Genomic DNA, 13124 nt, shown 5'->3' with positions numbered 1-13124 from the left:
ATGCTCATCGTTGTTGCGCTCGGCGGAAACGCATTGCTGCGCCGTGGAGAACCGATGACAGCCGGTAACCAGCGCGCCAACATCGTGCGCGCCGCGGCTGTATTGGCGAATCTGGTCGACGCAGGGCACTCGATTGTAGTCACTCACGGCAACGGTCCGCAGGTAGGACTTCTGGCCCTGCAGGCAGCGGCGACTTCGGATGGCCGCACATTTCCACTCGACGTGCTTGGCGCCGAAAGCGCAGGGATGATCGGCTACGTCATTGAACAGGAACTCGGCAACCTCCTCAAAAAGAAGCTTTTTGCTACCCTGCTGACACAGGTGAAGGTCGACCCGCACGATCCGGCTTTCGCTCACCCGACGAAGCCTATCGGCCCGGTCTACGACGAGGCAACCGCACATAGGCTTGCCAGCGAGCGCGGCTGGCAGATAGCGCCCGATGGCGACAAATGGCGCCGTGTCGTGCCCTCACCCATGCCGCTGGAAATCCTGGAAGCGTCTGTAATCTCGTTCCTGGTCGAGCGCGGCGTGATCGTCATCTGCACCGGCGGCGGCGGTATTCCGGTGATTGCCCAGGACGACGGCACGCTTTGCGGCGTCGAAGCAGTCATCGACAAGGACCTGGCAAGCTCGCTTCTTGCCCGCCAGTTGAAGGCTGACATACTGCTCCTGTTGACCGATGTCGACGCCGTCTATGTCGACTACGGAACAGCAGCCGCTCGGGCGCTTCGGCGCGTGACCCCCAAGGAGTTATCCGGGAAGAATTTTCCGGCCGGCTCCATGGGACCGAAGGTCAGCGCTGCAATCGAATTCATTGAAGCGACAGGCAAGCCCGCTGCAATCGGCAAGCTCGATGACGCCGTCGAGATTGTGACGGGCGAGCGCGGCACCTGGTTCGAAGCCAGCTGGAGCGTGGATTGATGCGTTTCAAAGCCGTGTGGCCGCATAGTGCCGTGGGTGGTGTCGGTATCAGGCTTCGCTTCGGACCATCCCGGCGGTGCCGCGGTCCATGACGATGTGGCCTGATGGATTGGCAAGATATGCAGGCTTTGATGCGTATCAAGGCGCAAGGTCGCAGCTCCGGCGATCCTGCGATAAATCTCATCGGAGGCACGGCAATGACCTTTAACACCATCATGGTTCAACTCGACGTCGATTCCCCGGCAGCTCCGCGAACGACCTATGCGCTTGAGTTGGCGCGACGCTTCGAAGCTACCCTGATCGGTTTTGCGGCGGCCGATTCATACGTGTTTGTTCCAGGCGACGATGGCGGCGCGGCGGCAGCCGAAATCATGCGGCAACGCCGCACGGATATCGAGGATCGCCTGAAGATTCTGAAGGAAGAATTCCTAAGTGTCGTCGTCGGACACGATGCCTTCTGGCGCGAGGAGATCGGTGATCCAACACGTCTGCTCGCAATGCATGCGCGCGCCGCCGACCTCATCGTGACCGGGGCTCCCGAACGGGGCGTTCCCAGCGACCGCCACCGGATGGTCGATGTCGGAACGTTGGTGCTGTCGGCCGGACGGCCCGTGTTGCTCGCGGCTGACAAGGCTGCACCGCTTAAGTCCGAAAATGTTCTGGTGGCTTGGAAGGATACCCGCGAGGCGCGGCGCGCGGTCACCGATGCAATGCCCTTTTTGACCGGTGCACAACATGTCCTTGTGGCGACGATCGAGGAGCAAAACCAGAGAAGCGCACGCGAAAGTGTCGGGGATGTGCTCCGCTTCCTGATGATACATGGCGTCAAGGCAAGATCGGAGGTTCTGGACGTCGGCCAAGCGGACGCTTGCGAAGCCGTGTCCGAAGTCGCCCGGGCGATGGGTGCCGACCTTGTGGTCGCGGGCAGCTACGGCCACAGCCGTATCCGCGAATGGGCGTTTGGCGGTATGACCCGCTCCTTGCTGAAGCAAGGGGCGATTAACCGGCTGCTCTCGAACTGAGCCACTGGGCAGGAAGCGATACGACGCAGAGTCGAGGCGAAAGCGGTCGGAAGTCCAGGGATGGCAAAGCGAACGGACAAGATCGACGTTGGCATCGATCTGGCCGCAACGGTGGCCAGGCGCGCCGGTCGCTTACGCTTTGGGCGATAGCAATAGGGAGTCGTTTCGAAATCTTGCATCGAAATGGCTGGGTGGGCAGCGATGTATCTTCCGCAATTCCTGGTCGGAATGTTTTTGACGTCGGGTATCGTGGGTCTGTGGGCCTACGTGGCAACAGGTTCAGTCTGGAGCGCGGCAGGCTGGACGATTGTCAACCTGCTCATTCTGCAGATCGGATACTTCGCCTTTGTCATACGCCGTGTGTACAAACGCACGACGGCAGACGCCTGGCAAATTCGGCGCCCACCAGTCATGTTCAGCCATTCCACCGCGATGGCACGCTCTCCTAGGGCCACGCCGGACCGTGTGACCACTTGATGTGGATCAACAATCCTCGCGACTAGGTAGTTTCCCGTAGGGATAAAACCGAATTTCGCGACCTGCGGATTCGCGCGATTGCTGTGTCACGGAACAACCGGGAAAACAGCCATGCACGCCTACACCGCTTCCAGAATTTCATTGCCGTCGCAACCTGCTCAGTCAAGCCTGCCAGCGGCCTTCGGCTCGGAAACGCAACAGCCGGTCAGCTTCTTTCCCGCCGGTTCGGAGATTTATGCTCAAGGCGAGAAAGCCGGCGCTTTCTACCAGGTCGAATTCGGCGCCGTGCGCATCTACCGCCTGCTCGCGGACGGCCGCCGACAGATCAGCGCCTTCCACCTCGCCGGAGAGACTTTCGGCTTCGAAGCCGACACGAAGCATCATTTCTTCGCCGAGGCGATCAATGCCACCGGGGTACGCTCGTTCCGCTTTAGCGCTGGAGCGGACATGTCCCATCAGCTACTGCCCTTGGCGCTCAAGGGTCTGACGAGGGCGCAGGAGCACCTCCTGGTCCTCGGCCGCCAGAACGCCATCGAACGCGTCGCCGCTTTCCTGGTGGATATGGCCGAGCGGCAGGGCGGCTTGCGGCAGGTCGAGCTGCCAATGTCGCGCATGGACATCGGCGACTATCTCGGCCTGACCATCGAGACCGTCTCGCGGGTCTTCACCCGGCTGAAGGACAAGGGCGTCATTCGCCTCCTCAACCTGCGCAGCATCGAAATCGTTAAGCACGACGCGCTCCACTGCATGAGCGAATAGAGGCGCCTGCCTGCGCAAGAGACGACAATGACGCCGAAGAATCGGCCCCAGTTCAAGGACCAGATGACGATGGACAACACACTTACAACCCATACCGGCTTTCGCTTCGAAGTGCGCCGCGCGCGCCCTGAGGATGAGCCAACGCTGGCCGAGTTCTTCACTCATGTGACCGCGGACGACCTGCGCTTCCGCTTTCTCGGCGCTGTGAAGGAAGTCTCGCATGAACGGCTGGTCGCGATGACACGCTCAGACGACGCCCATATCCATAATTTTCTAGCATTCTCAATCGACGGTATGCTGATCGCGGTTGCGACACTGGCAAGCGATCGAGCCGATCGAAACGGCGAGGTCGCGATCTGCATTCGCCAGGATCGCAAGCATCTGGGCGTTGGCTGGGAGCTGCTCGCCTATATTGCGAAATACGCCGAGGGCCTCGGCCTCAAGGCCATCGAGTCGATCGAGAGCCGTGAAAACCGTGCTGCGATCGAGGTCGAGCGCGACATGGGTTTCAGCGTCACGACCGATCCCGACGATGCGACGCTGGTCCTGGTTCGGCGAGAGCTGGGGGCGCGATCAGCCGCTTAGCTACCGCGCTCCCTCCCGGGCCGTTTCGCGCGCGCAGGTCGAAAGTCGAGTATCTCGCTGGCCACAGCTCTTTCTTCATCCGCTGGAATGACAAGGACATCGACGCGGGAATTCGTGGCGCTGACCACCTCGTCGCCTTCCCGGTTTCGCTCTTCGTCGAGACCGACTCCGAGCCAGGCCGCGGCGGCGCTGATCCTTTCCCGGATCAACGCCGCGTTTTCGCCAATGCCGGCAGTGAACACAAGCGTGTCCAGTCCCCCCATGGCAGCGGCCAGCGATCCTATCTCGCGTCCGATCCGATAAACGAAGAGATCGACAGCCTCGGCGGCGGCAGGGTCGTCTGAGCCGATCAGGGTCCGCATATCCCCAGATATTCCAGACACACCGAGCAGGCCGGATTGCTCGTAAAGAAGCGTGACCAGTTCGTCCCCGGATAGTCGCCGTTCCTGCAGCAAGTGAAGGATGACCCCCGGGTCAAGTGCGCCGCAACGCGTGCTCATCACCAGACCGTCCAGGGTCGAAAACCCCATCGTCGTGGCGATGCTTCGTCCGGCATCCATGGCGCACAGGCTGGCGCCGCTGCCGAGATGGGCGACGATCGCCCGACCGCCGGCGCGCGCGCCGTATCGGTCACGCAGTTTCGAAGCAACATAACTGTAGGACAACCCATGAAAGCCGTAGGAAACGATGCCCGCGTCAGTCATCGCGCGCGGCAGCCCGTAGATTTTGGCGAGCTCCGGCCTGGTCGAATGAAACGCTGTGTCAAAGCACCCGATCTGGAGGGCCTGCGGCAAGAGTTCAGCAGCCAGTGCGACAATCTCGAGATTGATCCGCTGATGGATGGGCGCCAGCGACTCTAGCAGGCGCAGCGCTTTGAGCGTGCGTTCGTCGAGCAGCGTCGCTTCGGTGAAGTCACGCCCACCGTGAACGATCCTGTGCCCTACCCTGTCGATGCGGCGCAGGAGATCGTTTTCGGCGAGCACGGATGCAACCGCCGCGAACGCCTTGCCCATAGCGATCGGTGCTTCGCCCAGGCTCTTGTCGATCTTGGACCTGCCGGCCGCGGCCTCGACCCGCAGCCGCGGTTGTTGACCGAGAGAGGAGACATTGCCGCGCAGCAGCACCGGGAGCTCGCCTCGTCGCTCGAAGACGGCGAACTTCAAGCTCGAAGAACCACCGTTCAGGACAAGGATCGCATCGGTCATGAAGCCGTCCGATATGTTGCCGCAGCTATGCGCCTGCGAACGGGCATCCGTTCAATCCGGACGCTTCGGCCCCTCATCGGCATCCTGCTCCCACTTCCACTCAAGGATCTCCGGCATATCCTGCCCATGGGCGCGAATATAGGCTCGATGTTCAAGCAGCTTGCTGTCCATCGCCTGCTTGATGCCGACCTGCATGCTCTTCAGTCGCGGAACCCAATCTACGACGCTTTGGACGATATGAAACCGGTCGAGACCGTTCAGCACCGTCATATCGAAAGGTGTCGTGGTCGTGCCCTCCTCGTTGTAGCCGCGCACATGGATGTTGTCATGGTTGGTGCGACGATAGGTCAGGCGATGGATTGTCCAGGGATAGCCGTGATAGGCGAAGATGACCGGCTTGTCGGTGGTGAACAGCGCATCGAACTCACGATCCGAAAGACCGTGCGGATGATATTCCTTTGGCTGGAGAGTCATCAGGTCGACGATATTGACCACCCTGATCCTGAGATCGGCAACCTGTTGCCTGAGGATCTGCACTGCGGCCAGCGTTTCGAGGGTCGGGACGTCGCCAGCGCAAGCCATCACGACGTCGGGCTCAGCCCCATCGTCGGTTGACGCCCAGTCCCAGATGCCGATCCCTGCCCGGCAGTGAACAATTGCCCTGTCCATCGACAGCCACTGCCATGACGGCGGTTTGCCGGCGACGATGACGTTGATGCGGTTCCATGTCTGCAGCACATGGTCGGTCACGCACAGCAAGGTGTTGGCGTCCGGTGGCAGGTAGACCCGCACGATGTCGGCCTTCTTGTTGAGGGCGACGTCGATGAAGCCAGGGTCCTGATGGCTGAAGCCGTTGTGTTCCTGATGCCAGACATGGCTAGACAACAGATAATTCAGCGATGCGATCGGCCGCCGCCAGGGGATGTCGCGGCAGGCATCGAGCCATTTCGCGTGCTGATTGAACATGGAATCGACGATGTGGATGAACGCCTCGTAGCAGGAAAACAGACCATGGCGCCCGGTTAGCAGGTAGCCTTCCAGCCAGCCCTGGCAGGTGTGCTCGGAGAGGATTTCGAGAACCCGGCCATCGCGCCCCAGATGAACGTCTTCGGGCAGCATCTTCTCCATCCAGCCACGCTCGGTCACTTCAAACACGTCCTGAAGGCGGTTCGAAGCAGTCTCGTCCGGGCCGACGATCCGGAAGTTTTTCGAGGCCTCGTTTAACTGCATGACATCACGCAGGAAACTGCCCATGACCCGCGTCGACTCGGCTTTGACGCCGCCGGGGCGCTCTACCGCAATGGCGTGGTCATGCAACCCGGGCAGTTCGAGAGACCTGCGCAGCAGGCCGCCATTGGCATGAGGGTTGGCGCTCATGCGCCGTGTCGCCTGGGGTGCCGTGGCACGGATCGCGGCGACAGGAGCGCCGGCGGCGTCGAACAGTTCCTCGGGCCGGTAGCTTTTCAGCCACTCCTCGAGCAGCTTGAGATGGGCGGGGTTTTCCGCAAGGCCTGACAAGGGAACTTGGTGCGAGCGCCAGAAGCCCTCTGTCTTCAGACCGTCGACCTCTTTCGGTCCCGTCCAGCCCTTGGGGCTGCGCAGCACGATCATCGGCCATATTGGTCGCGGCGTCGGCGACGCCGAGCCAGCGCGCGAGGCTTGCTGGATCGCGCGGATGCGGTCTAGCGCATCGTCGAGCACGCTCGCCATGCGCTCATGCATCAGGGCAGGTTCGTGGCCTTCCACGAACAGCGGCTCATAGCCGTAGCCGGCAAACAGCGCGCGCAATTCGTCTTCGGGAATGCGGCCCAGAATAGTTGGATTGGCGATCTTGTAGCCGTTCAGATGCAGGATCGGCAGCACCGCCCCGCCGCGCGCGGGGTTGAGGAATTTGTTGGAATGCCACGCGGCTGCCAGCGGCCCCGTTTCAGCCTCGCCGTCGCCGACGACGCAGGCAACCACAAGATCCGGATTGTCAAAGGCTGCGCCATATGCGTGCGACAGCGAATAGCCTAACTCGCCACCCTCATGGATCGAGCCGGGCACATCTGGTGCTGCATGGCTCGGGATACCGCCGGGAAACGAAAACTGCCGGAACATCTTGCGCATCCCCTGCTCGTCCATCGCAATGTCGGGATTGAGCTCGCTGTAGGTGCCTTCCAGATAGGTATTCGCCACCATTGCCGGGCCGCCATGGCCGGGGCCGCAGACATAGATCACATCTGCGTCCCTGAGCCGGATCGCGCGATTGAGGTGCGCATAGATGAAGCTCAGGCCGGGCGACGTTCCCCAGTGGCCGAGGAGACGCGGCTTGACGTGCTCCAACCGCAACGGTTCACGCAGCAGCGGATTGTCGAGCAGGTAGATCTGGCCGATCGTGAGATAGTTCGCAGCTCGCCAATAGGCGTCAATGTCGTGCAACTCCTGTTCGGACAACCGTTTGGTGTTGACTGATGTTGCCGAATGTTCGGTCATCTGATTTGGCTCCGTTGCTCATTTTGCGAAAGCCTGCGGATTGCGCCTCAGACATGGCACCAACGCATCGTTCGCCTTTCGGTTCATCACTGCTCGGCCCGACCGTCGCTGCGCGCGCTCCGCAAGCTGGGCGTTCGCGCTGGTCGGAACCACGGTCAGGCTTGCATCAATGATCAGGTTTTCAGCCGCTCCCGCCAGAAATGTTTCAGGAACTCAAGGCAGACCAGCACTGCCAATCCGGCCGCAAGCGTCACGGCGAGGTCGTCCAGATGCAGCGGTCCGAACTGGAAGAGATCACTCGCGAGCGGCCACAGAAGCGTCCCGCCCAGCGCTGCCGCAACCACTACGACGACAAAAGCAAGCGATCGATTTGGCCGGAACAACGCAATCAGCAGCAACTCGCTGAACGTACGGTTGACGAAAATCAGCCCAACGATCGTCAGCACCAGCGAGAAGAACGTCAGGGCTCGAATCTCGTTTTCCGGCATTCCCCAGTGCAAGGCGAAGAGGAAGATGCCAGCGACAAGCGCGAATGCCAGCAGGCCCTGCACAACGCTCCACGCGATCAGCCAGCGCGAAAAGAGCGCAGCTTCCGGATTCCGCGGCGGACGCCTCATCGTGTCGTCTTCCTCTGTTTCTGCTTCAAAGACCAATGAGCAGACCGGATCGATCACCATCTCCAGAAAGGCAATGTGGATTGGCCCGAACAGGATAGGAAGCCCAAACAGCAATGGAAGCAGGGCCAGCCCAGCGATCGGCACGTGCACGGCAAGAATGAAGCCCATTGCCTTGCGCAAGTTGTCGTAGATGCGGCGACCCAGCCGGATGGCTTTGACTATCGACCCGAAGTCGTCGTCGAGGAGGACGATGGACGACGCCTCCCGCGCGACATCCGTGCCGCGACCGCCCATGGCAATGCCAATGTTTGCGGCTTTCAGCGACGGAGCATCGTTGACGCCGTCTCCAGTCATGGCGACAATCTCACCATTGGCCTTCAAGGCTCTGACGATTGCCAATTTCTGCTCGGGCATGATCCGCGCGAACACCGCTGCGGTCTTCACCCGTGCCGACAGGGCAGCGTCATCCAGTGTCTTGAGCTCTTCGCCGGTGACGACATCGTTGAAATCGAGCCCGGCCTGGCTGGCGATTGCTTTCGCGGTCGCGGGATAGTCCCCGGTAATCATGATCACTCTAATTCCGGCGGAGCGGCAATTGCTCACCGCGTCCGGAACCCCTGAACGCAGGGGATCGGCAAGTCCGACGAGGCCGATGAATTCGAAATCGAAACCAGTCTGTTTGTCCGGCAGTTGATCGCCAGCATGGCTGGAAACCGCAACGCCCAGGACGCGCAGTCCTTCCATCGCCATGGCGTCCACAACATCCTTGACCGAATCGACACGATCCGCAGGGAGATGGCAGAGTGCCGCGATGGCCTCCGGCGAACCCTTGGCGGCGATCAGGCAGTCGGCGCCTCCATCTGACGATTGCCAGGCATTCGACATTGCCAACAGTTCAGGGCGCAACCCATAGGCGCGGGCCAGCTTGCGATCAGTGCTGGCTGCGCGCTTGGGCAATCGCTCCTGTGCGAGTTTGTGAAATGCCCTTTCCATCGGATCAAAGGGAATCTCGGCACTGGCAAGCACGCCGATCTCGACCAACTCCCCAAATGCCGCAGGCATCTCTGTGTTTGAGTTGTTCAGGCGAAACAGTTTGCCATCGGGCGTTCTCAGTTCTGCAATTGTCATGCGGTTCTCGGTCAGCGTTCCGGTCTTGTCGGTGCAAAGGACCGTTGCCGAGCCAAGCGTCTCGATCGCTGCTGCACGACGCGTGAGCACGCGCGCCTGCGAGATGCGCCATGCGCCCATGGCCATGAAGATTGTCAGCACCATGGGAAATTCCTCGGGCAGCATCGACATGCCGAGCGCAATACCGGCCAACGCCGCATCGAGCCATCCGCCACGCAGCAGGCCATAAAGCACGACCGCGAGAACACTGACCGCGCCGCCGACCAGTGCGAAGATGGCGACAAGGCGTTTTGTCTGTCGCTGCAGGCGGGGTGCTTCGGTCTCCATGGTGCTAAGCGATTGCCCGATCGCACCGATTTGGCTGAGCGGCCCGGTTGCCAGAACTTCGCCGATGCCTGAACCGCGAACGACGAGTGATCCATAAAATGCGAAAGGCAGGTCATCACCCCCGGGCCTGCATTCAGCTGGCAGATCGCCTTGCCCGGCAGCAATCTTTCGCACCGGCACGGACTCTCCTGTCAGCAAGGACTCGTCGGTCTGGATATCTCGACTCTGGATGAGCAAGATATCGGCCGGAATCCGATCCCCCTCGCCCAGCACGACCGTATCGCCGCGCACCACCTCGCGACCCGCAATCCGCCTGCGTTCGCCATCGCGTATTACCAGGGCGCGCGGACTTGTCAGGTCGCGCAACGCCTCCAGAACACGCTCGGTCCGCGCCTCCTGAACGATGGTAATCCCCACCGACAAGGTGGCAAATGCAATCAGGATCAACGCCTCCTGAAGATCGCCAAGAAGCAGATAGACGCAGCCTCCACCCAACAGCAGGGCAAGCATCGGCTCTCGCACGACCTCGATAGAGATTCGCAAGGGCGTCCGACGGCTGGATCTGGGCAACTCGTTGAACCCGTCGGTGACAAGCCTAGCCTGTGCCTCAGCTTCGCTGAGGCCGGTCAAGGCAATGATCGATGAGGTGGCTCGAGACATTTTGGCTTTCTTCCATCACCAGCGCACTGTTTGGGTGCTCCTTCAGGCTCCGTCACGTGCTCAGATGCTACTGTCGCCGGTGTCGAGCGCCCTGCGCATGCGCCTGATCACCGCTGCTCGACTCCGCTCGTCGGCTGCGGCGCTGACCGCCTCGTTTACGTCCAGGAGAAGTTTTGAAAGGTCATTGTGCCAGTCGAGGCGGGCAATCTTTTCCGACCTCAGACGGCGGGGCTCGTTGACCTCGACCGGCAAACTGCGACCGGGGGTCAACTGGAAAGCATCGTCCAGCCTAGGAATGATGATCTTGTCGTCGGGTATCAGTCCTGCAAGCCTTCCACGCAGACCGCCGAGTCCAGCCTCCTCTCCATGCGTCAGGAACACCTGCTGCCTCACCGGGGTTCGGGCCTTGAGCCAGGCGACCAGCTCGCTGGCGTCGGCATGGCCGGAATAGAGGTCGAACAGGCTGATACGCGCCTTGACCTCGACTTCCTCACCCTGGATGCGCACGCGCTGCGCGCCGTCGAGGAGGATCCTGCCAAGCGACCCTTGGGCCTGGTATCCGGCCATCATCACCGTGGCATTCCTGCGCCAGAGATTGGCTTTGAGATGATGGCGGATACGCCCCGCGTCGCACATGCCGCTGGCGGCGATCACCACGAAGAAGCCGCTCAGGCGGTTGATCGCCTTGCTCTGTTCCACCGTCTCGGTGAAGCGCAGCTCCTTCGAGTTCAGGGCCTGGCGCAACACGTCACCCTGTTCGATCTCATTGGCATGGCGCTCAAAAATCGCACTGGCGCGTGTCGCCAGCGGCGAGTCAACGAAGACCGGAGCTGTCGGCACTTCCCCCGCTTGCATGAGCAAATACAGGTCGACCAGCAGTTCTTGCGTCCTTTCGACAGCGAAGGACGGAATGATGAGCGGGCCGCCGGCCTCGGCGGCTCCACGCACGATGTCGCCAAGCTGGGATCGCCGCTGTTCGGGCGAAACGTCCGGCCGGTCGCGGTCGCCATAGGTCGATTCGCAGATCAGATAGTCGACGCCTGCCGGCCCCTCGGGGTCGGTTTGAAGCAGCTTGTGGCCTGGGCCGATGTCGCCCGAAAATATGATCCGCGAGGGCGCATCGTGTCGGTCGATCTCGAGCAACACCGATGCCGAACCTAGCAGGTGGCCAGCGTTCCAGAAGCGGGCGCGAAGGCCTTCGGCGACCGTGGTCCATTCGCCATATTCCAAAGCTCGGAACAAGGTCATGCACGCGGCGGCATCCAGCTGACTGTAGATCGGCTCGACGAGCGGGCGACCGCGCCGCGCGTTGCGGCGGTTCAGGTGCTCGACCTCCATTTCCTGGATATGCGCCGAATCCGGCAGCATGACCGAGCAAACATCGATGGTAGCGCGCGTCGTATGGATGGGGCCAGAAAAGCCCTGCCTGACCAGTTTCGGCAAAAGGCCGCTGTGATCGATATGCGCGTGCGTCAGGATGACAGCGTCAATCGCATCCGGTGGAAACGGGAACGCACCGTAGTTCAATTCCCGCTCGGACTTCGACCCCTGGAACAAGCCACAGTCGATGAGGATGCGCGAATGCAGCGTCTCGATCTCATAGCATGAGCCGGTGACGCCATGGGCTGCGCCGTGGAAACGCAGGATAGGATCCTTGTCGCCTCTCATCTCGCCACGACCTAATGCGACAGCAGGACAGGCAGGCGCAGATCCGCGAGAATGCCTTCGGTGGCGCCGCCAAGCACGAAGTCCCTGACGCGGGAGTGGCCGTATCCGCCCATGACAAGCAGATTGCCGCCGATCTTCAGCGCATGCTCCTGAAGGGCTGTTCCGATTGAACTGTCCCCTGCCTGGATGGAGACAGCCTCGGCCGCAAGACCGCGCGTTCTCAAGCCCAGCGCAAGGCGTTCGCCGATCCCCTGCCCCGGAAGCGGCTTTTCATCGGTCACGGTCAAAACGGTGATCGTCGAGGCACGTTCAAGAAACGCCCGCGCGTCGGCAACAGCCCGTGCGGCTACCCGGCTGCCGTCCCACGCGATAACGACGCGTCCAAAGGCCCCAACGTCTGTGGAGTCTGGAAGAAGCAGGGTCGGTCGACCCGAGTCGAACAGTATCGCCTCGGCTAACATTCGCGTCGCCTGGTTGCCCGGCGCCCAGCCGACCAGGCAGACATCGAAATAGCGGGAATGCTTCGCGGCAACATCTCCCATCAAGGCCGGTGATGCTGTCAATTCCTGCGTGGTGAGGGTCACACCGGCGCGCGCGGCCTCTTGGGTGACTGCCTCGAGCAGATCTTTGCCACTTTTGCGACTGGTCGCCTCGGCCTCTTGTATCTTGTAGGGAAGGTCCAGCAAATAATTTGAAAGCGCGTTCGAAACGTCGGGAATGTCGACGTCGATGGCTACGGCGTACAGCGCCGCGTCGATTTTCTTGACGACAGCGACCGCGTTCGCCGCGATTTTCGTGGAGTTCGCGTCTGGGTAGGTCGCCAGGGACAGAGATGCCATCAGTTTCATCAGAATCGCCTCCATTGCTGCAAAGGCCGAAAGGCCGTCGTTCGCCACATCTTGTATTCAATGGACGCGACGAGCTTTGACCCAGCGCAAATGCGACCCAGCCATTGCGAGTTCGTAATTCGCAGCTTCATCGATCTCGGGGAGTTCAAAGGGATTCGAGTTTCTGACCCCGTAGTTGGGCGGCCCAAATCGCTCAAGCGTAGCAGCGAAGCCGGAACTGGCAGCCCGACGAGCGGGGAAAGCGATAGCGCTCCATCGACTCGAACCCCGAACATTTTGCGAGTTGTTGGCGCACTCGAGTCGCCTTGTGGCCGCACCACGAGCCGGCAATACAGTCTTTGGCACGATCGATCGAGGTCGTGTCCCCACAGGTGGTGTAGCTCGGCGGTTACGAAGCCGCTCGCGAGCGCGCCGTTAGTCGCGCCGTAGCGA

The 13124-nt window shown here is 61.3% G+C and carries 9 protein-coding genes; 4 read left to right on the top strand and 5 right to left on the bottom strand.

Translation table 11 applies throughout. The annotated features are described in order from the left end of the window. From arcC to FJ979_RS30210, 4 genes are all read left to right on the top strand, one after another. Positions 1–921 (top strand): carbamate kinase, encoded by a 921-nt coding sequence (arcC, locus tag FJ979_RS30230; RefSeq protein ID WP_140561892.1) that lies wholly within the window; start codon positions 1–3, stop codon positions 919–921. 104 nt (positions 922–1025) lie between these two features. Beyond that, positions 1026–1943, top strand: a complete 918-nt coding sequence (locus FJ979_RS30225; RefSeq protein ID WP_246678477.1) for a universal stress protein — start codon at positions 1026–1028, stop codon at positions 1941–1943. A gap of 588 nt (positions 1944–2531) precedes the next feature. Continuing rightward, positions 2532–3179 carry a helix-turn-helix domain-containing protein gene (locus tag FJ979_RS30215; RefSeq protein ID WP_140561888.1) on the top strand — a complete coding sequence of 216 codons (648 nt, stop codon included), beginning with the start codon at positions 2532–2534 and terminating at the stop codon, positions 3177–3179. Positions 3180–3248: 69 nt separating this feature from the next. Continuing rightward, positions 3249–3764, top strand: a complete 516-nt coding sequence (locus FJ979_RS30210) for a GNAT family N-acetyltransferase (protein ID WP_140561995.1) — start codon at positions 3249–3251, stop codon at positions 3762–3764. Here the strand turns inward: FJ979_RS30210 and FJ979_RS30205 are convergent. The 5 genes from FJ979_RS30205 to FJ979_RS30185 form a co-directional block, all read right to left on the bottom strand. Continuing rightward, on the bottom strand, positions 3761–4969 hold the full coding sequence (locus FJ979_RS30205; protein ID WP_140561886.1) for an acetate/propionate family kinase: 1209 nt from the start codon (positions 4967–4969) through the stop codon (positions 3761–3763). The two genes, FJ979_RS30210 and FJ979_RS30205, sit on opposite strands and share 4 nt — an antisense overlap. Before the next feature lie 51 nt (positions 4970–5020). Further along, complete coding sequence (locus tag FJ979_RS30200; RefSeq protein WP_140584513.1) at positions 5021–7444, bottom strand: phosphoketolase family protein; 2424 nt, start codon at positions 7442–7444, stop codon at positions 5021–5023. A 173-nt stretch (positions 7445–7617) separates the two neighbouring features. After that, positions 7618–10176 (bottom strand): cation-translocating P-type ATPase, encoded by a 2559-nt coding sequence (locus tag FJ979_RS30195; RefSeq protein ID WP_140560961.1) that lies wholly within the window; start codon positions 10174–10176, stop codon positions 7618–7620. 60 nt (positions 10177–10236) lie between these two features. Then, the gene (locus tag FJ979_RS30190) at positions 10237–11844 is read right to left on the bottom strand and encodes an MBL fold metallo-hydrolase (protein WP_140584512.1); all 1608 of its coding nucleotides are present in this window, start codon (positions 11842–11844) and stop codon (positions 10237–10239) included. Between the two features lie 11 nt (positions 11845–11855). Continuing rightward, positions 11856–12740, bottom strand: a complete 885-nt coding sequence (locus tag FJ979_RS30185; protein ID WP_246678467.1) for a universal stress protein — start codon at positions 12738–12740, stop codon at positions 11856–11858. Positions 12741–13124 lie beyond the last annotated feature (384 nt).

Origin of the sequence: Mesorhizobium sp. B1-1-6 (assembly GCF_006443035.1) — a bacterium.
In the GTDB taxonomy this organism is placed as follows: Bacteria; Pseudomonadota; Alphaproteobacteria; order Rhizobiales; family Rhizobiaceae; genus Mesorhizobium.
Note: the sequence above shows the minus strand (reverse complement) of the source record. Positions and strands in the feature narration are given on the sequence as shown.

Excerpts from the sequence above, each read along its gene's own strand:
- FJ979_RS30205 (WP_140561886.1), bottom strand. The coding sequence starts at position 4,969 with ATGACCGATGCGATCCTTGTCCTGAACGGTGGTTCTTCGAGCTTGAAG.
- FJ979_RS30215 (WP_140561888.1), top strand. The coding sequence starts at position 2,532 with ATGCACGCCTACACCGCTTCCAGAATTTCATTGCCGTCGCAACCTGCT.
- FJ979_RS30210 (WP_140561995.1), top strand. The coding sequence starts at position 3,249 with ATGGACAACACACTTACAACCCATACCGGCTTTCGCTTCGAAGTGCGC.
- arcC (WP_140561892.1), top strand. The coding sequence starts at position 1 with ATGCTCATCGTTGTTGCGCTCGGCGGAAACGCATTGCTGCGCCGTGGA.
- FJ979_RS30195 (WP_140560961.1), bottom strand. The coding sequence starts at position 10,176 with ATGTCTCGAGCCACCTCATCGATCATTGCCTTGACCGGCCTCAGCGAA.
- FJ979_RS30190 (WP_140584512.1), bottom strand. The coding sequence starts at position 11,844 with ATGAGAGGCGACAAGGATCCTATCCTGCGTTTCCACGGCGCAGCCCAT.
- FJ979_RS30225 (WP_246678477.1), top strand. The coding sequence starts at position 1,026 with ATGGATTGGCAAGATATGCAGGCTTTGATGCGTATCAAGGCGCAAGGT.
- FJ979_RS30200 (WP_140584513.1), bottom strand. The coding sequence starts at position 7,444 with ATGACCGAACATTCGGCAACATCAGTCAACACCAAACGGTTGTCCGAA.